The following is a 21,305-nucleotide window of genomic DNA, read 5'->3' on the forward strand; positions in this document are numbered from 1 at the left end:
TTTCCCAAAATGGAACTGCTTTTCTACCTGGAAATCCAAGGTTGAGCCTTGTCCGTATTGGATCAGAGTGGCTCCCAAGTCTGGCATTCTTCGACTGTGGGTGGTGTGGTTAGCGGGCCGCCTGACCGTGATCGAATGACCGCGTCTGATACAGAGCAATAGCTGCGCCGTCCTGTATTGAAGTTGATCGGCGTGGCGACAATGACATATTCCGCACAGGCATTTTCGGTACCCTGCGGCTGTTCGCCAAAAAGAGCTGGCGCGCAACTTGAACTGAGGGTGTATTTGTACTGGCCTTTCTGGCACCATACGCCGGACGTGCAGTTGGCTTGGGCCAGCTGGCTGTCCAGCAGGCAGGCGTGTTGCGCCGTCCCGCCACCGCTGCACCCGTTGGGCGAACCTGGACCAAGTGTTGCCAGATCGCGAGCATAGCCCTGCTCCGGATACGTGGTTGAATAGGTGATCTGGGAAGTGTTGATCGTGCGCACAGTGCTCCTGGCGGCGGCTTCATTGGCTGAAATTCTGGCGCGCAACAGGTTGGGAATGGCGATGGCGGCAATGATCGGGATGGCTAGAAGGCTGATATAGCCCAAAATCAGCCCAGTCAAAGCCAGGCCATCGCCCTGCAATCGTCCCATGCTCTTCTTGATCTTCGACCGTGAAATATGTCCCAGAACGATGGCGGGAATTCCCGCAAGGAATGAGAGACACAGCACGAATGAAGCGATTCCCAGGACCATGCTGGCGATGGCGCCGCCGTCGGTCTTGGGCGGTTGATACGCCCGATAAGGCTGGGCTTGCGGGGGATATTGCTGTGGCTGTTGCGATGGAGCAGCAGGCACATTCAGCCAGGCCGATGTGGAAGCCGGGTTGGGCGTGCTGGCCTGTTGCGGCGGTGGCGGAGGCGTGGGCATTGCTTGCACCGGAGCTGAGCATTGCGGACAAACTGTCGCATCTTCGGGCATGGACGCCCCACATTTAAAGCAAAACATTCACACCTCGCTCGGCTTCCGCCCGTGGTTAATTGGTTTTTTGGGGGGTTACGCAATCGGAAAAGTACTTCATTCACATTGAAAAGGCAATCACTTCCCGAATTACGGAATCATCTTTAGTAATGCATCAGGTGCCCACCCAAAAGTGTGTTAAGCAAAGCGCTTGAGCGCAGCTTCGGCGGCAAAGTATCCGCACATACCATGGACGCCCGGCGCAGGCGGTGTTGAAGAAGAACAGAGAAAGACGCCATCGAGCGGCGTGCGATACAGGCTGGCCGTAGGGCGTAAAAACATCTGGCTCAAATAAGCCGCGCCGCCGCCAATGTCTCCTCCAATGAGGTTGGGATTGTGCCGCTCCATTTCCACCGGGCCCATGACGGAACGGGCGGCAATGCAGTCCTTGAAGCCGGGCGCGAAACGTTCCACCTGGTTTTCAATCGCCTCGGTCACGTTGCCGATAAAGCCGTTGGGGACATGGCAGTACCCCCAGGCCGTGTGCTTCCCCACCGGAGCGCGAGACGGATCGAACAAGCTGGCCTGGGTAAACAAGACATAAGGACGGTCTGAAACCTTTTCCTGCCATGGCTGCCGTTCAGACTCGCAGATTTCGTCCATCGTCCCGCCGAGATGAACAGTCCCTGCCTTGGCGCATTCTTTCGCACGCCATGGGACGGGCTGGTGCAAAGCCCAATCCAGCTTGTAAACGCCCGGGCCGTACTTGAAGCTCTCTAGACTTCGTCTATAGGAACCCGGCAGCTTGGCGCCGGCCATACGGATCAGTTGCCGGGGCGTTACATCCAGCAGGATTGCGCGCGCCGGGGGCAACTGCTCCAGCGACTCCACGTAACAATCAGTGATTACCCGTCCGCCCAGAGATTCCAGATATCTGACCATCGCAGCCGTAAGCTGCTGGGAACCGCCGCGCGCAAAAGGCCAGCCCGCCGCATGGGCAGCGACAGCCAGCACAAGAGCCACCGCTGAGGTGGTTAGTTTTTCCAGCGGCAGAACGGAATGTGCCGCCAATCCGGCAAACAGAGCCTTGCCGCGTTCAGTCTTGAAATAGGCACGCGCCAATGACGTTGCGGGACGGATCGCCCGCATCCCAAATTTCGCAAAGAAAACCGGATGCCTGGGAATTCCCGGTGGCGCAAACACGTCCTGCAACAGGTCCTGCCAGCGCGCCACAAGATCACACATCAGCCGCCGATAGCCGTCGCCATCAGCACCCCCCTTCGCGCTCAACGACCGTGCAGTTTCGTCCACTGAATGGTGCAGCATGACCGCCGAGCCATCATCCAAAGGATGAGCCAGCGGTGCAGGGGGAAAGGCCCAACTCAATCCGTGCTTATCGAGAGGCAGGTCACGCAGAAAAGGCGAGCACGCGACCATGGCATAAACAGTAGAACAAATATCGTGGGTAAACCCGGGCAGCGTCAGTTCCGCCGATCGCACGCCGCCGCCGGGCGTGCTGGCGCCTTCCAGCACGACTACCCGCTTGCCTCGCTGGGCCACGCGAATCGCTGCCGCCAGCCCGTTCGGTCCCGAGCCTACAACGATAGCGTCACAGTCAGGAACTTCAAGCTTGGCTGGTTTGTGTGGCACGGGGGTAAGGATAAATCATTAGGAAGCTGTTAGCTGCTGGCTCCTAGCTTCTAGAGATTGGCTGTTGGCTCTTGGCCACTCGCGTCGGACATTGACTAAAAGGGCATCCATCACACGGCCAGACAACCGTGTCCCATTAGCGCTTCACCCTGAGTTTCCGCGTCACGGATTTTCCGTTGCGCGTGGCTTGCACCATGACCGCGCCGCGATTCAGTACGTCTTCAGTTAGAGCAATTGAAAGAGACGTCGAGCCGGAATCGTCGGTCACACCCCGCGCCAGCTCTAGGCCATCCGAGGCGATCACGCCGCGCACCACGATCTCTGCTCCGCTGGCGGGCTGGCCTGAATCGAGCACCTGGAAACTTACCGGAAGGTCAGAAGCATCAGCCGCCGGTGCCGGCGCTTTCCACTGCAATGAAAGCCCTGAGCCGCCAATGTCCTGAACATCGGCCCCGCTGCCCAGCACGGAACTCATCTGCCCCTGCTGGATGGCATCGATCACCGCCTTGTGCTGCGTCTTCAGCAGCTCATGCATGGCTTCCGTAGAGAAGCCCGGATGCGATATCTCATGGGCGTAAGAAAATGCCTGCTTGCCCACGCACTGGCCTTTCACAAATACCAGGGTCTGCAACAGCAGGTCGTTTTGCCGAGCTTCACTTTGCACGTGGTAGACCACGTCTGCCAGCTTTACATCCGTATTGAACCCAAAAATCGTCATAGAAAATCAAAGGAATCCCGCGGAAAACACCATCATTACACGAGCAAGTTCCAGCGCCCGCCAGCCGCCATTTAAAAATCACTAACTCCATTCAAAGTCAAGGCCTTGACACTGTTGCGAATGGAAATTACATTCGAATGTTTGGCAGTTGTAGTTGCTCTTTGCTGTACAGGCCTTTCATGCCGGAGAACAGTTACTTCGCTCATTATATTCCGTTGCTGTTTCAGGTGATCGTTGCCATAGCCCTGGCCACGGTCATGGTCACTCTTTCTCATCTGCTGGGCAAGCACAAATGGTCGCGGGCCAAGAACACCGCCTATGAATGCGGCATTGAGCCCACCGGCGACGCACAGCAGCGCTTCAGCGTAAAGTTTTACCTGGTCGGCATGCTCTTTATCCTGTTTGACGTGGAAGCCGTTTTCCTCTATCCCTGGGCCATTATCGCCCGCGAACTCAAGATGTTCGGCTTCTGGGAGATGATGATTTATATCGGCTTGGTCCTCGTCGGCTTCTTCTATATATGGAAGAAAGGCATCCTGGACTGGAACGCCTCTGAGAGGACAATTAAATAATGCCTCTTGCGCCGGCCATCACCGACATCGAACAACTCAAAGATCGCCCTTTTGTGGCCGACCTGCTGTCCTGGCGGGCCGACGCCGTTGAGGGCGCTCGCTTTGATCGGAACGAGCTTACGATCTATATCGCACGTGAGGCCATCCGTGAAGCCTGTGCCCGGCTGAAAGCTCAGGGACTCACTGACTTCATGTCTGATCTTACCTGCGCCGACTTTTACCCCCGAGAACCGCGCTTTGAACTGGCTTACCACCTGCTATCGATGAAACGCAAAGAGCGGGTACGGCTGAAAGTTCGCCTGTCGGGCGACGAGGCGTCGCTGGAGTCGATCATCTCGGTCTGGCCGTCGGTAAACTTCTTTGAGCGCGAGCTCTTCGATCTGTTCGGCATCCGCTTTATGGGCCATCCTTACCTGCGCCGCATCATGCTGCCGGAAGACTGGGAAGGCCATCCCCTGCGCAAGGACTATCCGGTGGAGGGCTACCGTTAATGGGCCACTTGAACGCCAATCCGGTGCTGGATCCAACCGAAGACAAGACAATGATCCTGAATATGGGTCCGCAGCATCCATCCACGCACGGCGTGTTGCGTCTGTTGCTGGAGATTGACGGCGAAACCATCGTCCGCATGATGCCGGACATCGGCTTCCTCCACACCGGAATTGAAAAGACCTGTGAAGCCAAGTTTTACCAGCAGATTGTCCCGCTCACGGACCGCATTGACTATCTTTGCCCCATGGTCAACAACCTGTGCTACGTGATGGCCGTGGAGAAGCTTCTGGGGCTGGAAATTCCCCCGCGCGCACAGTGGATGCGTGTGATGTTGGCCGAACTTCAGCGCATCAGTTCGCACCTGGTCTGGCTGGGCACGCACGCCATGGACATTGGCGCGATGTCGGTCTTTCTGTATTGCTTCCGCGAGCGCGAAGACCTGCTGCGCATTTATGAGATGGTCAGCGGCCAGCGCATGATGACTTCTTATTTCCGCATCGGTGGACTGGCGCTGGATCCTCCGCTGGGATTCTTTGAGAAAGTAAAGAAGTTTCTTGATCGCTTCCCGGAGAAAGTGGACGAGTACGAGAACCTGCTCACGGGCAATCGAATCTTCATCGATCGCTTGAAGGATGTGGCGAAAATCACTGGTGAAGACGCGCTTGCCATCGGCCTGACCGGCCCGTCTCTGCGCGCCAGCGGTGTTGATTTCGATATCCGCCGTGACATGCCTTACTGCGGTTACGAGAACTTCAAATTCAAAGTCCCGGTCCGACAGGATGGCGATGTCTGGGCTCGTTACGTCTGCCGCGTTGAAGAGCTTCGGCAGTCGCGTGAGATCGCCAAGCAGGCGCTGGAAGGAATGCCCTCCGGCCCGACCAAAGCCGAGGCTCCGAAGATCGTGCTGCCCGACCGCGAGAAGATGAAGACGCAGATGGAAGCCCTCATCTATCACTTTAAGATTGTCACGGAAGGCTTTGCGGTACCAGCAGGTGAGGTTTATCACGCGATTGAATCGCCGCGCGGCGAAATGGGCTATTACGTTGTAAGCGACGGTACCGCCAAACCGCTGCGTGTCCATATGCGGTCGCCCTCGTATGCCAACCTTCAAGCGTTACCTCAGATGTGTGAAGGAAGGCTCATCGCTGATGTAGTAGCGGCGATAGGCAGCATTGACATTGTTCTCGGAGAGATCGATAGGTAATGGCGCCCATCTCTGAAAAACTCGATTCTTTCTTTACGGAGAAAATGAAGGAATATCCGACCAAGCGCGGGTTCCTGGTACCTATGCTGCTTTATACGCAGGATGAACTCGGCTACCTGAGCGATGATGCGATCGCACACCTGGCAAAAAAGACCGAGCTGACCGAACTCGAAGTCCGCAACGTGATCAGCTACTACTCCCTGCTGCACACCAAGCCGATGGGCAAGTACCATGTCCAGGTTTGCACCAACATCAGCTGCATGCTGCGCGGCGGTGAAGAGATTCTGGACCATTGCAAGAGCAAGCTGGGCATCGGCCACAAGCAGACGACTGCCGACGGGACATTTTCTCTGGAAGAGGTTGAATGCATCGGCGCTTGCAGCTGGGCCCCGGCGCTGCAAGTGAACTATGACTTCCACGAGAATTTGACGAATGATAAGGTCGATAAAGTTTTAGAGCAGTACAGGAATAAGTCGCGGCATTAACAAACACAAGTTCCCTCGCCTCTATTGGGTCGCTGAAGAAAACGCGGCCCCATAAACGAGGCTGGGGATGACGAAAACAAGCTAAGGGCTAAAGGCTAAGAGCTAATGGCTGTTTTAACCTCACATCCCGACGAAATAAAAGTTGTCTCCAAGCGCTTTGGCAAGGGCGCGGCGGACATCGAGCAATACTTGAAACTCGATGGCTACAAAGCCGTGCAAAAGGCCTTGACCATGTCGCCGGATGACATCATTAATGAGGTCAAGGCTTCAAACCTTCGCGGGCGCGGCGGCGCGGGCTTCCCTACCGGCATGAAGTGGAGCTTTGTTCCCAAGGACACGACCAAAGCCAAATACATCCTGGTGAACGGCGACGAGAGCGAGCCCGGCACGTGCAAAGATCGTCCCATCCTGGAGCACGATCCCCATGCCGTGATTGAGGGCGTAATCATTGCCGGCCTTGCTGTCGGAGCCAAGATCGGATTTGTTTACATTCGCGGCGAGTACAGATATTTGGTCGACATTATGCGCAAGGCCATTGCCGATGCCTATGCCAAAGGCTACCTGGGCAAAAATATTTTTGGCAGCGGCAAGGACTTTGACGTTCGCTGGCATACCGGCGCAGGCGCTTATGAAGTGGGTGAGGAATCCGCGCTCATGGAGTCTCTGGAAGGCAAGCGCGGCATCCCGCGAATCCGTCCACCCTTCCCTGCCGTGGTTGGACTCTGGGGCGGCCCTACGGTCATCAACAACGTGGAAACGCTGGCTTCTGTTCCACACATTATTCTTATGGGCGGCCAGAAGTTTGCCGATTTCGGCCCACCGAAGAACGGCGGCACGCGCCTCTTCTGCCTGAGCGGACACATCAACAAGCCCGGCGTCTATGAACTGCCTCTGGGCTATCCGCTGAAAAAGATGATCTATGACGTGGGCGGCGGTATCCCCAACGGACGCAAGCTTAAGGCCGTTGTCCCCGGCGGATCCTCCACGTTTGTGCTGACTGCGGAAGAAGCTGAGCAGATGAACATGGATTTCGATTCCTTCGGCAAGCGCGGAGAATTTTTGGGCTCCGGCGGCGTCGTGATCCTGGACGACCAAACCTGCATGGTCAAGTTCGCTTTGCGCGTGATGAAGTTTTACCAGCATGAAAGCTGCGGCTGGTGTATTCCCTGTCGTGAGGGCACAGACTGGCTCAAGAAGACGCTGACGCGCTTCCACAACGGCGGCGGCCTACGGAAAGACATCGACAACATCAAGTATCTGGCGCAGAACATGCTTGGCCGCACCTTCTGCCCGCTGGGCGATGCGGCAGCCATCCCGACCATGTCAATCGTCGATAAATGGCGCAGCGAGTTTGAAGCGCATCTTGAAGGCCGTCGATGCCCGTTTGATCCGGCGGCAAAGATTACTGAACTTCCAGTGGTGGGGGCACACTAATTATGAGCGCACAGCCCAATCCAGCGACGGCGGTGGTAATCGACAAGCAGTTCCTTCTGGATCGCCTTCAAGAGACCCGCGAAATATTCCTGCAAAGCTTTGCCGGTATCACTGAAGAACAAAGCCGGCTAAAGCCTGCTCCGGACCGCTGGTCTGTGCTGGATACGGTAGAGCACCTAACCACCGCTGAGACCATTCAACTCAAATTGATCAGCACACAGCGCACTCCGCGTCCTGCTGACACGCCGAATCGCGAGCAAGCATTTCTGCACATGATCCCGCAGCGCGTTCACAAGATGGAATCTCCGGAAGGCGCAAAGCCAATTGGTCGCTTTGCCACTTTTGCAGAAGCCGCGGAACAATTTAAAACCACTCGTGCCGGTGTGATTCAGTTCCTTGAGCAGTACAAGGATGATCTACGCGCCAGTGAAGTGAAGCACCCTCATCCGGCTGCTGGAATGGTCAGCATTTGCGAAATGCTGGTTGCAATGGCCATGCATGCCAAACGGCATGCAGCACAGATTGAGGAAATCAGGAAGACGTTGAAGTTGGAATAAGAATATTTGGTAATTGAGTAAATTGGTAATTTCGTAATTAAAAATCAAAAGCAAAACTATCGGGAACGCTAGCTAATTTACCAAATTACTCATTTACCAAATCAGCAAAACCGCTGAACAGGGAAAAAAGCTTAAGACCATGGCCGAAGTAAAAAACGTAACCATCACCGTTGACGGCAAGCAGGTTACCGCTCCTGCGGGCACGCTGCTGATTGAAGCCTGCAAGGCCGTGGGAATTGAAGTCCCATCGTTCTGCTATTACCCGGGGCTTTCTCTTCAGGCCGCCTGCCGCATGTGCCTGGTGCGCATTGAGAAAATGCCTAAGCTCCAGACCGCCTGCACTGTACCGATAACCGATGGCATGGTCGTGGCCACTGATACGGATGAAGTTCGCCAGGCGCGCAAGTCGATGATCGAACTCCTGCTTGGTAACCACCCGCTGGACTGCCCCGTGTGCGACGCCGGCGGCGAATGCGAACTGCAGGACATGACTTTCAAGTATGGCGCGGCGGAATCGCGCTATATGGAAGGCAAGCTGCATAAAGAAGAGCAGCAGTGGTCGCCGGTGGTCTTCTTTGATCGCCCGCGCTGCATTCTCTGCTATCGCTGCGTGCGCGTCTGCGGTGAGGGCATGGACGTCTCCGCGCTGGGCGTTCAGCTTCGCGGCTCCAGCTCGGTGATCGCCCCGAACGAAGGCGACCATCTGGACTGCGAAGAATGCGGCATGTGCATCGATATTTGTCCAGTCGGCGCGTTGACCTCCGGCGCTTACCGCTACAAGACCCGTCCGTGGGAGATGAAGCACGTTGGCACCATCTGCACGCACTGCGGCGATGGCTGCAAGACCACGCTGGGCGTCCGCCGGTCTGACACCGGAATGGACATTGTTCGCGGCGATAATCGCGACAAGAGCGGCATCAATGGCGACTTCCTCTGCATCAAGGGCCGCTACGGGTTCGATTATTTTGATCACAAAGACCGTCTGCGCCAGCCTCTGGTCCGCAAAGACGGCAAGCTTACGCCTACTACCTGGGAAGAAGCCATTGAGCATGTGGGCAAGCGACTGCGCGAGATTCGCGACAGCAAGGGCGGCCAGTCGATTGGCGTGATTGGCTCCAATCGGACGACCAACGAAGAAAACTATCTCTTGCAGAAGTTCGCGCGCACCGTGCTGGGCACCAATAATATCGATCACCACCGTACGGCGGATTTTGCCGGTTTTGCCCGCGCAGTCTCCGGAAAAGAAAATGCTACGGCCACTATGCGCGACGTTGCCAGCGCGCCGGCCATCCTGCTGATCGGCAATGATCCCACGGAGCGCCACCCGCTGCTGGCGTGGAATATCCGCACCAACGTCCGCCTGCACCAGGCAAAACTTTTTGTGGTGAATTCGCAGCCGATCAAGCTGCGCCGCCAGGCTACGCGATTTGTGCAGGTGCCAGCCGGACGCGAAGGCAAGCTCATCGCGTTCCTCAACGGCGACGATGCCGCGGCGGGCACGCTCACGGGCGGCGGCGGATCCAATGACGCGCTGAAACAGCTGCGCGACGAACTGAAAGCGCAGAAAGACCTCGTCATCATCTTTGGCTCTGAGTTGCAAGGCGCCGATATAGCAGCGCTGGTCAAGTTCGGCGCTGCTACGAATGCCAAATTCATATGCCTGGGCGACTACGCCAACTCGCGCGGCGCGGCTGATATGGGACTCTATCCCGATCTGCTGCCCGGATACGTCGCACTGGACGGGCCGCACAAGTACAACGAAGAATGGGGATCGCTCTCCAAGACCAAAGGCTTGTCTTTGCAGGAAATGATGCAAGCGGCGAAAGCCGGCAAGTTGGCAGCGCTTTATGTTGTCGGATCGAACCCAGTGGTCGACTACAACTTTGATCCGGCAGCGTTGCAGAATACCTTTGTCGTTGTGCAGGAGCTGTTCCTGACGGAAACGGCCATGCTGGCAGAAGTGGTTTTGCCCGCGGCTTCAGCGTATGAAAAAGGCGGCACATTCACCAATACTTGCGGCGACCTGCAGTTGCTGAAAAAAGCCGGCGACATTACCGGCATCAAAAGCGATTTTGAAATCATCGTTCGCGTGGCTGAGCGAATCGGCACGGAAATTCGCAAGCTGGTGCCTTTCGGTGGCGGCGTCCGGGCTGACATGGGGCAGACCCGAGGAGCGCAATCCGGCGAAGCAGACCGCCACTCCGTGTGGCTCACGGCCAACAATCTTGAGCCGAGGCTCAGCCCTTTCGATCCTTACGCCATGCTGGATGAGATCCAACGGCTGGTACCGGGATATGAATTTTCGCGGCTGGGCCTGCTGGCCGGAAACGATCAGCACATGCTGGCTGCCGAGCGCAGCGCCGCGGGCGCGGGCGATGGACTGGTACAGATTGTCCCCGCCAATGACACGCTGTTTACCTCAGGAACGCTGGGACGGTATTCGAAGACGCTCAACAGTGTGATCGAAAATAAACGCGCGCCAGCGGACAAAGAAGTGATGGCGGACTGAGCAACTGGCAATTAGCAATTAGCTTGAATGCGAATAGATCAGGCTCCTTAGTAGTAGTCAGCAAATAGTAGAGGCATGCAAATCGGCGCCTTAATGGGAATGGATCGACCTGGGCTTTGGCCCTGAATGTATAGGGACCGTGGATACAAAAACTTTTATTATCGCCGCAGTAATTAAGATCGCGCTGGTGGTCTTCATCATGCTCACGGGCGTGGCCTATACCACATGGCTGGAGCGCAAAGTGATCGGTCGCATCCAGAACCGTTGGGGACCAACGCGCGTGGGCCCGTTCGGCCTGCTGCAACCGCTGGCCGACGGCATCAAATTCATCTTGAAAGAAGACCTGCTGCCGGACTACGTCCACAAGGGCCTGTTCATTCTTGCGCCCATGTTGGCGCTAGTGATGTCCCTGATTTCGATTGCTGTGATCCCCTTTGGCGAGACCATCACCATTGCCGGACATACCACGGCCTTGCAGATCAGCGGCATGGTGAGTTCCAGCGGCGGCATTAGCGACATCAACATCGGCCTGCTTATCATTCTTGGCGTAACGTCGATCGGTGTGTACGGTGTGGCGCTCGCCGGGTGGTCATCGAACAGCAAATATTCCCTGCTCGGCTCATTGCGCGCCAGCGCCCAGATGATCAGTTACGAGCTTGCGCTCGGACTGTCGCTCGTCGGCATTCTGCTGCTCTCCGGCACCTTGAGCCTGCGCCAGATCGTATCCAGCCAGAGCGGCAACTGGGTCCTGGGCGGACATGACACGCACGTTCCTCACTGGTTCATTTTTCCGCAGATCGTCGGCTTCTTTATTTATCTGCTGGCGGCATACGCTGAGACCAACCGTATACCTTTTGATATGCCGGAAGCCGAAACCGAGCTGGTGGCGGGCTATCACACCGAATATAGTTCAATGAAGTTCGCCATGTTCTTTATGGCGGAATACGTGAACATGTTTACGGTTGCGTGCCTGGCGACACTGCTGTTTTTTGGCGGATGGCACGGGCCGCATCTTGCATTCCTTCCGCCCATCGGGCAGGCACTGCTGCCGGTGGTTTATTTCGCGGCCAAAGTTTTCTTTTTCATCTTTCTCTATATATGGATTCGCGGCACGCTGCCGCGTTTCCGCTATGACCAGCTCATGGCGTTCGGCTGGAAGTTTCTTCTGCCGCTGGCCATTGCCAACATTATTGTCACCAGCCTGATTGTGGCGTGGGGGGCATAACCGGATGGTCCATCAGGTTCTATTCATCGCTTTTGGTCTGATCTGCGTGGCCGGCGCCATCAATCTGCTGGTGCAGCGCCACCCCATCAGCAGCGCGCTTTCACTGGTGGTTGTGATGGCTTCACTGTCTTTGATTTATCTGCTGCTGGGCGCGGAATTTGTCGCCGCCATTCAGGTAATCGTCTATGCCGGCGCAATCATGGTGTTATTTGTCTTTGTGATCATGTTGCTGAATGCTGGGGCAGAAGAACGAACACGCGGCAGCAGGATGGCGCTTTTTGTCGGCGTGCCAGGCGTAGTGGTCCTGGCCGGCACCGTAGGCTGGATGCTGGTGAGCGGCAGCGGACGGTTGGGCACAGTCAGCATCAGCTCCAGCAACTTTGGCGAAACTCACAACATCGCCCACCTGCTGTTTCGCGACTTTTTATTGCCGTTTGAAATCACTTCAGTGCTGATCCTCATTGCCATTATGGGAGCGGTGGTGCTGGGAAAGAGGGAGAACTAAAATGGTTCCACTTTCCTGGTATCTCATTCTAAGCGGCATTCTATTTGCGCTGGGCGTGTTGGGCTTTCTGCTCAAGCGCAACATCATCACCATTTTTATGTCGATTGAGCTCATGCTCAACGCCGTGAACCTGAGCTTTGTGGCGTTTGCCAATTACTGGAACACGCATCCTGCCGCCGACAAATCGATCATCCCGCTGAGCGGACAGGTGTTTGTTTTCTTTGTAATGGTTGTGGCCGCAGCGGAAGCCGCTGTTGGACTGGCAATTATCATTTCTGTTTTCCGTACCCGTGAGACCCTGAACGTTGATCGCGTGAACCTGCTGAAATTATGACCAAGAACCTAAATCTCTGGGTGATTCCGCTGCTTCCGCTGATCGGCGCGGCCATCAACGGCCTGCTAGGGCGTCGCTTCAAGAACGCGATGGTTAGCGCCGTTGCCCTGCTCTTTACCGCAGCATCATTCGGCTGGGCAGCATGGGCCGTGTGGACAGCGTGGCCGGGTAGCGGCATTGCCCTACCCCACATTGAAACGCTGGCCACGTGGATTACCGCCGGCACGTTCTCCGCGCCTTTCGGGTTCCAGCTTGACCAGCTTTCCATGATCATGGTCCTGGTGGTCACGGGCGTCGGTTTCCTGATTCATATTTATTCCGTCGGGTACATGGCGCATGAAGGCGGCTATTATCGGTTTTTTGCCTACCTGAACCTGTTCATGTTCTTCATGCTCACGCTGGTTCTGGCAAACAACTATCTGCTGATGTTCGTAGGCTGGGAAGGCGTGGGACTCGCGTCGTATCTCCTGATCGGTTTTTTCTTTCTCAAGGACTCCGCAGCCGACGCGGGCAAGAAAGCTTTCATCGTTAACCGCATCGGCGACTTCGCGTTTCTGATCGGGATGTTCCTGCTGATCCAGCATTTCGGCACGCTCACATTTGCCGGCGATACCGGCGTCTTTGCCCAAGTGGCAAAACTGCCACAGGACACCGGCTGGGGTTGGATCACCATCACAGCCCTCTGTCTGATGTTTGGCGCCACAGGCAAATCCGCGCAGGTCCCGCTTTACGTCTGGCTACCGGACGCCATGGAAGGCCCAACGCCGGTTTCCGCGCTGATTCACGCAGCGACCATGGTCACAGCGGGCATTTACATGATTGCCCGCTCGCATGCCATCTTTAATCTGGCTCCACATGCGCTTCAGATAGTTGCCATCATCGGCTGCATCACCGCAATCTTTGCCGCCACCATGGGGCTGGCGCAGACCGATATCAAGCGCGTGCTGGCGTACTCCACTGTTTCGCAGCTTGGATACATGTTCCTCGCTTGCGGAGTCGCGGCCTACTCGGCCGGAATCTTCCATCTGATGACGCACGCGTTCTTCAAGGCGCTGCTCTTCCTCGGCGCAGGCTCAGTGATTCACGCCGTGGGCGGTGAGCAGGACATGCGCCGCATGGGCGGCCTGCGCAAGCTGATCCCCGTTACATTCTGGGTGGTCACGATCGCAACTATCGCCATAGCTGGAATTCCACCCTTCGCGGGTTTCTTCAGCAAGGACGAGATTCTGGGCGCGGTGTTTCACAGTCCTTATGGCGGGCCTGTGATCTGGGGCATCGGCGTTCTCACAGCCGGACTTACTTCGTTTTATATGTTCCGTCTGTGGTTCATGACTTTCTTTGGCGAACTCAAGCTCGGTTCAGTCGATCTTGGCGAAGAGGCGCACGCAGCAAATGCTCCAGCACAGGCTGCACATGGCGCTGCTTCACACTCGCACGGCCACGCCGATGACAAGTCCCACGGCCATGGAGGCGTGCACGAATCTCCATGGGTCATGCTTGGGCCGCTTGTCATTCTGGCCGTGCTGTCATTTGGCGGCGGGTGGGTGGGCGTGCCGCAGTTCATGGGCGGTCATAATGAGGTCGAGCACTTCCTCGCGCCCGTAATGCAATCGGCACCGGCCGTCGCTGGCGAGGCGGTCTCTGACAAAGATGCCACCACGTCTCACGCGGGTGAAGCGACGCCTGAAAATACAAGTGAAGAGTGGCTTCTTGCCGGCACCTCAGTCGCCGCGGCCTTGATGGGACTGTTCTTTGCGTACCTCTTCTATTACAAGAGTCCCGAACTTCCCGATCGAATCACCGCAAAGATGCACGGCATTTACATGATGGTCCTGCACAAGTACTACGTTGACGAAGGCTACGGCGCAATCTTCGTCAAGCCGCTGCTGGCGCTCTCCACGGTTGTGCTGTGGCGCGGAGTTGATCAGGGCGTGATTGATGGACTGGTAAACAGCGCTGGAACGGCGTCGCAAGGCGTGGGCAACGAGCTTCGGCAGATGCAGTCCGGCAATATACGCTCCTATGCGGCCTGGGTCGCCATTGGCGGCGCGGCCATTGTGGCTTACATGATCTGGCTGGGGGTGACGCGATGAATAATTCGATCCTCACGCTGGTCACGTTCGTCCCTGCCATTGGCGCGCTGGCTCTGATGCTGATGCCGCGCAATGATCGCGCTTTGCGCTGGGCTGCGCTCATCATCTCCATCGTCACCTTCGGCTTGTCTCTTTTTCTGCCGATGTATTACGACTACGGCGCTTCAGGATTCCAGTTTGAGACAAATCGCAACTGGATCGGCCAGACCATCCATTACCACATGGGCGCTGACGGCATCTCCATGTGGCTGGTGCTGCTCACCACGCTGCTGGTTCCGGTGAGCGTGCTGGTTTCATGGAAGTCAATTCATGACCGCGTGAAGGAATTCTTCGTCCTGCTGCTGCTGCTGGAAATGGCGATGATCGGCGTTTTCCTTGCGCTGGACATGTTCCTGTTTTACGTTTTCTGGGAAGCCACTCTGATTCCCATGGCGCTGCTGATTGGCATGTACGGGCATGAGCGCCGGGTTTACGCGGCAGTAAAGTTTTTCCTTTATACGATGGTCGCTTCGGTCTTCATGCTGGCCGCGATCATCTGGCTGTACACGCACAATCCGCAACACAACTTTGAATACGCTGCATTCCGCGACGTGATTGCTCACGGCGGCTTCTCTTCCACCGCGCTGCAGTGGCTCTTCCTCGGATTCTTTATCGCCTTTGCCGTAAAGGTTCCGCTCTTCCCTCTCCATACGTGGCTGCCGGACGCGCACGTTGAAGCGCCCACCGCCGGCTCAGTCCTGCTGGCCGGCGTGCTGCTCAAAATGGGTACCTACGGCTTGTTGCGCTTCAACGTCGGCATGTTCCCTGACCAGGCTGCCTACAATTCAAGCTGGATCAATACGCTGGCAGTGATCGGAATCATCTATGGCGCGCTGGTGGCGCTGGTGCAGCCGAACTTAAAAAAGCTGATTGCCTATTCTTCCGTCAGCCATCTAGGTTTTGTGGTGCTGGGGATTTTCAGCCTTACGACCATTGGTACTGACGGCGCGGTTTACCAGATGCTGAACCACGGCATCTCCACTGGCGCGCTGTTCATGCTGGCCGGAATGCTCTATGAACGCAAGCACACGTACGAGTTCAAAGAATTTGGCGGACTCGCCACCCCCATGCCAGTCTATGCAACATTCTTCCTGCTGGCGGTTCTTTCTTCTGTCGGTCTGCCGTTGCTCAACGGTTTCGTGGGCGAGTTCCTGGTGCTGAGCGGCGCATTCCAGAGCGCGGTACCGCATGCCATGCTGTTCGCGATCCTGGGCTCAAGCGGCGTGATCTGGGGCGCATGCTACCTGCTGTGGATGTACCAGAAAGTCTTCTACGGCCAGATCCACCATGACGAAAACAAGACACTGCCGGATATCGATGGCCGCGAACGCATCTCTCTGGTTCCGTTGGTTGTGCTGGCCGTCATCATGGGTGTAGTTTCGCCCTACTGGATGAAGTCGATTCAACCCGCCGTCGTCAGTACCCTACCGCAAGCAGCGGGGGTGAAAGCCCAGGCGCAAAAAGGTCACAGCCAAGACAAACAAGATCTAAAGAGAGTCACTGCAGCTACACCGGCTGCTGCCCCAGTCCAAAACGCTTCCGCCACAGGTGGGCAGAAATAGATGAACCCGATCCAAACAATCGACTATATTCGCATCCTGCCTGAGCTGGTGCTCACTGCCTTTGGCATTATCGTCATGATGGCTGATCCGCTGCTGAAGCCCGGAGCCAGCCGCAAAGGCCTGGGACTGGTTGCTCTGGCCGGCACCATCGCTGCCATTGCAGCCACTTTCTGCCAGATCGCGTGGAACGCCCGCGATGCCAGCTTCGGCACGCCGGGATGGTTTGGCATGGTACGCGTGGATAGCTTCGCCATCTTCTTTCACCTGCTGATTCCTGCGATCTCAGGCGTTTGCATCCTCGCGTCGCTCGAATACCTTGACGCGCAGAACATCCGCAGCGGCGAATACTATGCCCTGATCCTGTTCGGCACTGTGGGCATGGTGCTGATGTCATCTGCGGTCGAGTTGGTGCTGATCTTTATCGCCCTGGAGATTTCTTCCATCTCCACTTATATTCTTGCCGGGTATCGCCGCCGCAATGCTGGCAGCGCGGAATCGGCCATCAAGTATTTTCTGCTTGGGTCATTTGCCACAGCGTTTTTCCTCTATGGGGTGGCTTTGATGTTTGGCGCGACGGGCTCGACCAGCATTTTGAAGATCGGCCCTGCACTCGGCAGCAATCCCGGACTGCTGGCCATTGCCGCCACGGCGCTTATGATCGTTGGCCTAGGATTCAAAGTCGCCGCGGCTCCCTTCCACATCTGGACACCCGACGTTTATGAAGGCGCGCCTGCTCCCATTGTGGCGCTGATGTCTACCGGCCCCAAGGCTGCTGCGTTTGCGGTGCTGCTGCGTGTGCTGTTTGCCACCACCTCGTCAGACTGGCTGCCGTTGATCTGGATCTGCGCCGCGCTCTCCATGACGCTTGGCAACTTTGGCGCGCTGATGCAAAACAACGTAAAGCGCATGCTGGCCTATTCATCCATTGCGCATGCCGGTTACCTGCTGGTGGCTTTTGCGGCCAGCAATGAAATTGGAAGGTCCGCAGCCATCTTTTACACCGCTTCTTATGCGGCGATGAATGTGGGCGCGTTTGCCGTGGTCAGCCACTTTGGCGCTGGTGGCGAGCGCTATGTCTCTGTCGATGATTACTCCGGTCTGGGCCGCCGTTCGCCGTTGCTCGCGTTTACGCTGACGATTTTCATGCTATCTCTGATTGGCATACCCGCGACCGCCGGCTTCCTGGCCAAGTATTACGTGTTCAACGCTGCTCTTTCAGCCAATGCGCATCCCACTGCGCTGGTGTGGCTCACGATCATCGGCCTGGTTAACAGTGCAGTTGCTTCCTACTATTACCTGCGTTTAATTGTGGTGATGTATATGCGCGAACCCGTCATTGCTGAAGCTCCCGCGCCTGCTTCCGGCCCGATGAAGCTGGCGCTGGTTCTCGCCGCGATTGCCACAATTTATTTGGGTGTGATGCCGGGGCGCGTCCTTACCTATTCAGAAGCTGGCGCGCACGACCTGCTTCCTATAGCGGCGGCTGCCGGCAACGCAGTGCCGGTAACTTCAAACCCTGGAAGTTCAACCTTCCCAAGCCCCGTGGCGACTACTCCGGAGAAATAGTCACATCGCGCCGCGCGAAGACCATCGCGGCGGCAATCCAGAAAAACAGGGCCTGAGCGATTGCGCTGACGATGAGTGTGTTCAGCGAATTTCCAAGCGGTCGAAACTGGAAACTCGTCCACAGCGTGCGAAATAGCGCACCGGCAGGAAAGAATGCCCAGGCCACTGGCACTCTAAATTCGAGGAAGATCAAAGGTAAAGCAAGGACGGCTGAAGAAGCTGCGGTCGCCAGCAGCGGATGAAAGAACGTCGCAAAAAACAGGCCGACAGAAACCGCAAAGACGCAGCAGCAGAAAAGCAGCGTCATAATCGCGGCCAATCCATCCACGGGAATTCTGCCCTGCTGGCCCAGCCAGGCTGCCGTGGCGCCGATCAGAAAACAGAATAAAGCAGAAATCATGGTGCAGCCGCATAACAGTCCACCCAGATATTGCCAGCGATGAATGCCTTTGGAGAGCACCGCGAGAATACGGCGCGTTTTGCGCTCCGTTTGCAGCGCGGGGATGGCGATCATTGTGGCAAAGAAGATGGCGTAGCCGGCGTGCCAGCGCAGGAAGAAAAGTATTTCGTCGCGTTGCGTGTGGATGCGATAGATGCCGCCGATTCCCAGCACATAAGCGCACATCACGGCAAGCGCGATCCACTGTGTGCGAACAAAGTTGATGCCGATGAGAACAATGGCTCGCATGGGCTAGTGGGTTGGCGAATACAGGTCGAGCGATGTGCCGTCCACCACCGCAAGTAAGGCGCTTTGCGATACCGCATAATAGATGTTGCTGTGGTGCAGCGTGACAGACAACAGCGGCTGACTGCTGTATATCTGATAGAGATCAACGCGCAAGGGCTGGGCCACGGCGATAGGAATATTTGCTGTGCCTTCACGCTGGACGATGTGGCGTTCCCACTGGATTGCCATGTAGTCACCGCCCCCTTGCACAGAATTGACGAACTCCCTTGTTCCGGTCTTGAGGAAAAATAGCTTTTCGCCGGACCGCGGAAACACGGAAAAATTGCCGCAACCATATGCGACAAATAGCTTATGTTCCAGGGCAGTGGCCTGATATGAACAAGGATGCTCGGCGGAAGTCCAGTCCGGCATCAGCGGAGTCCATTGGCCGTCAAATGTCAGCAATCCAAAGCTGGCCGACGGCGAATAACTGGTGGGACTGGAACTGAGCAGGGCGTGATCAGCGCCTGACCATGAGGCCAGGAACCACGGCAGGCTGAAGCTCTTGATAGTTTCAAGATTGTCGGCGCTCAGGATTTCAATATCCGCCTGGGCCTTTTCTACCTTTGAAGTGGGCGAAATGGCGCTGCGCTGCAGTATTTGCTGGTGAACCAGTTGAACTTCGTCACCAGAGGGTGAGACGCCGATCTGCCATCCCTCCTCCTGGACCTGCCGCTTCAAAGGCATGGCGTGCGACGCGAGCCGCGTGAAGTCCGCCGAATATAAATAGAGGATGTCGCCGGTGCGGACAATAAATTTGCCATCGTGTGTGGCCAGCACCTTGGAAAATTCCGCGTTGGTGGGAAGCTGCAGAGACTTGATCTCGGTACCGTCTGCGGCATTAAGTATCTTGATTTCCAAAATGAAGTTGCCGGAGCCGCCGCTGGCATCGCGCGGCGCAAGTTTGGTCGCCCCGCGCGAATGGTTCACCTGATATACAAGCAGTCTTTCGGGCGAAATGAAAAGCACGCCCTGATGCAGTGTCCAGCGGAAGTTGATGGTGCGGTCAAATGCCTGAAAGCCGTACCGCTGCGTGAGATCGACCTTCCACTTGGGCTGCGCGCTCTGAGCGCAGGCGCAAGCAGAACACAGGCAAAGCAGAGCCAGCCTTTTGATCCATGTTTTCATTTTGGCTCCTGATTACCGGTGGGCTCGGCATGGCCGCCGCCATTCTGGTTCGCCAGTTCCACGAACAGGTCTTCCAGCGTTCGGCGGATCGGGTTTACGGCAATCACTTCGCCTCCGGCAAGCCAGATTTTCTCAATGGTCCTGCGCTGCGTCAGCGCCGGCACTGTGATCTTGATGAAACCGTTCTGCTGTGAGCCTTCAAACATGAGCGCGTCAATTCCCTTGGCGGTGATCACAAACCTATCTTGCGATTCCAGCAACTCGGACAGCGTGCCCACGCGGGCGACGCGGCCTTTGATCACAATGGCCAGGCGGTCGCAGATTTGTTCGACTTCTGAAAGCAGGTGCGAACTGAGAAACACGGTCTTGCCTGCGTCACGTGCGCGCAACAGGATTTCACGCACGCGCATGCGTCCCAGAGGGTCGAGCGCCGAAGCTGGTTCGTCGAGAATAAGTAAATCCGGGTCATTAACCAGCGCCTGCGCCAGTCCTACGCGCTGGAGCATGCCGCGAGAGAACTTGCCGGCGTTGCGATCGGCAACGTCGGTAATCTCAAGCTCCTTGAGCATCTCCGTGGTGCGCTGGCGGAGCTGCGGATCGCGCATGCCGTTCAGGGCGCCGTAAAATCGGACGAGTTTGGCAGCCGATCGGTGATAAAGGGCCACGTTTTCCGCCAGAAAGCCGACGTGGCGACGGGTGGGCGCGTGCCCGAATTCATGTCCCAGCATCTCACCCCGGCCGCTGCTGGGAAACATGAGTCCAATAGCCAGGTGCATGGCCGTGGTTTTGCCTGCGCCGTTGGGGCCGAGGAAGCCGAAGATTTCGCCGCGTTCCACGCGCAAAGAGAAGTTGCGCAGCGCCGTGACCCACTGGCTGTGAAAGAAGCCACGGTAATGTTTGCTGACATCGTTAAAAGCAAGGGCCGGAACGCTGGACATGGGTGGATCAAGCATACCACCGGCGTTCGACCAAAGAGAAAAGGCCTCCGCCGCAGCGAAGGCCTTTTCGTTCCGGGATCTTACTGCGTGCGCAGGAAAAGCAGCACGAAGGTGAACAGAACCAGCGATTCAATAAAGGCCAGTCCGATGAAGAGTGCGAGTTGGATCCCGGCGCGCGCTCCGGGATTACGTGCCAGCGCTTCAGCCACGGAGCCGGCGACTTTGCCCTGGCCAAGTCCAGCCAGACCGGCGGCAAGCCCCATGCCCAGACCAACGCCGATGGGAACGGCCCAATTACCGGCGGGCGCGCCACCCGGTGTTTGCGCGTAGACCGGCGATGCGATCAAAAGGACCGCAGCAGCGATCAACAAAAGAAATGTAAGCTTTCTCATTTTTTCTCCTTAATAATATAGTTACAATTCTTTGGGTATTTGTTATAAAATTACTGAAGACGGATCAGGACTAAAAGGGAAACTTGCGACATTTTAAAGGGTTGAATACGACAACCGGCGAAAGTCGGAAATCGGAAGTCCGGGTTGTTACGAACGATTGTTTGTCTTGTTACTTGTTTCTTTTAGATGTCTGAAACTTTAGACATCTGACCTTCTGATCTCTGACTTTTT

The 21,305-nt window shown here is 56.5% G+C and carries 20 protein-coding genes; 13 read left to right on the top strand and 7 right to left on the bottom strand.

Features of this window, described 5'->3' with window-relative positions; all coding sequences use genetic code 11:
* Positions 1 to 62 precede the first annotated feature (62 nt).
* The 3 genes from LAO76_25345 to LAO76_25355 all read right to left on the bottom strand — a co-directional run bounded on the left by LAO76_25345 (position 63) and on the right by LAO76_25355 (position 3,312).
* Positions 63 to 965, bottom strand: a complete 903-nt coding sequence (locus LAO76_25345; GenBank protein MBZ5494265.1) for a DUF4190 domain-containing protein — start codon at positions 963 to 965, stop codon at positions 63 to 65.
* 177 nt (positions 966 to 1,142) lie between these two features.
* Positions 1,143 to 2,594, bottom strand: a complete 1,452-nt coding sequence (locus tag LAO76_25350; protein ID MBZ5494266.1) for an NAD(P)/FAD-dependent oxidoreductase — start codon at positions 2,592 to 2,594, stop codon at positions 1,143 to 1,145.
* Positions 2,595 to 2,730: 136 nt separating this feature from the next.
* The gene (locus LAO76_25355) at positions 2,731 to 3,312 is read right to left on the bottom strand and encodes a hypothetical protein (protein ID MBZ5494267.1); all 582 of its coding nucleotides are present in this window, start codon (positions 3,310 to 3,312) and stop codon (positions 2,731 to 2,733) included.
* A 179-nt stretch (positions 3,313 to 3,491) separates the two neighbouring features.
* Here LAO76_25355 and ndhC point away from each other — a divergent pair, with 179 nt between their 5' ends.
* From ndhC to LAO76_25420, 13 genes are all read left to right on the top strand, one after another.
* On the top strand, positions 3,492 to 3,884 hold the full coding sequence (gene ndhC / locus LAO76_25360) for an NADH-quinone oxidoreductase subunit A (GenBank protein MBZ5494268.1): 393 nt from the start codon (positions 3,492 to 3,494) through the stop codon (positions 3,882 to 3,884).
* Positions 3,884 to 4,375, top strand: a complete 492-nt coding sequence (locus LAO76_25365; protein ID MBZ5494269.1) for an NADH-quinone oxidoreductase subunit C — start codon at positions 3,884 to 3,886, stop codon at positions 4,373 to 4,375. The genes ndhC and LAO76_25365 overlap by 1 nt, the downstream gene beginning before the upstream one ends.
* Positions 4,375 to 5,580 (top strand): NADH dehydrogenase (quinone) subunit D, encoded by a 1,206-nt coding sequence (nuoD, locus tag LAO76_25370; protein ID MBZ5494270.1) that lies wholly within the window; start codon positions 4,375 to 4,377, stop codon positions 5,578 to 5,580. The genes LAO76_25365 and nuoD overlap by 1 nt, the downstream gene beginning before the upstream one ends.
* Positions 5,580 to 6,065: an NAD(P)H-dependent oxidoreductase subunit E gene (locus tag LAO76_25375; protein ID MBZ5494271.1), complete on the top strand. Its 486-nt coding sequence runs from the start codon at positions 5,580 to 5,582 to the stop codon at positions 6,063 to 6,065. Before nuoD ends, LAO76_25375 begins: the two co-directional genes overlap by 1 nt.
* 105 nt (positions 6,066 to 6,170) lie before the next feature.
* Positions 6,171 to 7,499 (top strand): NADH-quinone oxidoreductase subunit NuoF, encoded by a 1,329-nt coding sequence (nuoF, locus tag LAO76_25380; GenBank protein ID MBZ5494272.1) that lies wholly within the window; start codon positions 6,171 to 6,173, stop codon positions 7,497 to 7,499.
* A gap of 2 nt (positions 7,500 to 7,501) precedes the next feature.
* Positions 7,502 to 8,056, top strand: coding sequence for a DinB family protein (locus LAO76_25385; protein ID MBZ5494273.1), 555 nt, complete (start codon positions 7,502 to 7,504; stop codon positions 8,054 to 8,056).
* A gap of 139 nt (positions 8,057 to 8,195) precedes the next feature.
* On the top strand, positions 8,196 to 10,565 hold the full coding sequence (gene nuoG, locus LAO76_25390; GenBank protein MBZ5494274.1) for an NADH-quinone oxidoreductase subunit NuoG: 2,370 nt from the start codon (positions 8,196 to 8,198) through the stop codon (positions 10,563 to 10,565).
* A 130-nt stretch (positions 10,566 to 10,695) separates the two neighbouring features.
* Complete coding sequence (gene nuoH / locus LAO76_25395) at positions 10,696 to 11,790, top strand: NADH-quinone oxidoreductase subunit NuoH (protein MBZ5494275.1); 1,095 nt, start codon at positions 10,696 to 10,698, stop codon at positions 11,788 to 11,790.
* A gap of 4 nt (positions 11,791 to 11,794) precedes the next feature.
* A complete protein-coding gene (locus LAO76_25400; GenBank protein ID MBZ5494276.1) occupies positions 11,795 to 12,295 on the top strand; it encodes an NADH-quinone oxidoreductase subunit J in 501 nt (166 codons plus the stop codon).
* Between the two features lies 1 nt (position 12,296).
* Positions 12,297 to 12,629, top strand: a complete 333-nt coding sequence (nuoK, locus tag LAO76_25405; protein MBZ5494277.1) for an NADH-quinone oxidoreductase subunit NuoK — start codon at positions 12,297 to 12,299, stop codon at positions 12,627 to 12,629.
* Positions 12,626 to 14,722 carry an NADH-quinone oxidoreductase subunit L gene (gene nuoL / locus LAO76_25410; protein ID MBZ5494278.1) on the top strand — a complete coding sequence of 699 codons (2,097 nt, stop codon included), beginning with the start codon at positions 12,626 to 12,628 and terminating at the stop codon, positions 14,720 to 14,722. Before nuoK ends, nuoL begins: the two co-directional genes overlap by 4 nt.
* Positions 14,719 to 16,323: an NADH-quinone oxidoreductase subunit M gene (locus LAO76_25415; protein MBZ5494279.1), complete on the top strand. Its 1,605-nt coding sequence runs from the start codon at positions 14,719 to 14,721 to the stop codon at positions 16,321 to 16,323. The genes nuoL and LAO76_25415 overlap by 4 nt, the downstream gene beginning before the upstream one ends.
* The gene (locus tag LAO76_25420) at positions 16,324 to 17,889 is read left to right on the top strand and encodes an NADH-quinone oxidoreductase subunit N (GenBank protein MBZ5494280.1); all 1,566 of its coding nucleotides are present in this window, start codon (positions 16,324 to 16,326) and stop codon (positions 17,887 to 17,889) included.
* Here LAO76_25420 and LAO76_25425 read toward each other — a convergent pair.
* The 4 genes from LAO76_25425 to LAO76_25440 all read right to left on the bottom strand — a co-directional run bounded on the left by LAO76_25425 (position 17,873) and on the right by LAO76_25440 (position 21,074).
* Positions 17,873 to 18,577 carry a hypothetical protein gene (locus tag LAO76_25425; protein MBZ5494281.1) on the bottom strand — a complete coding sequence of 235 codons (705 nt, stop codon included), beginning with the start codon at positions 18,575 to 18,577 and terminating at the stop codon, positions 17,873 to 17,875. The genes LAO76_25420 and LAO76_25425 overlap by 17 nt on opposite strands.
* Positions 18,578 to 18,580: 3 nt before the next feature.
* Positions 18,581 to 19,744, bottom strand: coding sequence for a hypothetical protein (locus LAO76_25430; GenBank protein MBZ5494282.1), 1,164 nt, complete (start codon positions 19,742 to 19,744; stop codon positions 18,581 to 18,583).
* Complete coding sequence (locus LAO76_25435; protein ID MBZ5494283.1) at positions 19,741 to 20,682, bottom strand: ABC transporter ATP-binding protein; 942 nt, start codon at positions 20,680 to 20,682, stop codon at positions 19,741 to 19,743. Before LAO76_25435 ends, LAO76_25430 begins: the two co-directional genes overlap by 4 nt.
* Before the next feature lie 80 nt (positions 20,683 to 20,762).
* Positions 20,763 to 21,074 carry an ATP synthase F0 subunit C gene (locus LAO76_25440; protein MBZ5494284.1) on the bottom strand — a complete coding sequence of 104 codons (312 nt, stop codon included), beginning with the start codon at positions 21,072 to 21,074 and terminating at the stop codon, positions 20,763 to 20,765.
* Positions 21,075 to 21,305: the final 231 nt, after the last annotated feature.

It is taken from the genome of Terriglobia bacterium (assembly GCA_020072645.1).
Lineage (GTDB): Bacteria > Acidobacteriota > Terriglobia > Terriglobales > Acidobacteriaceae > Angelobacter.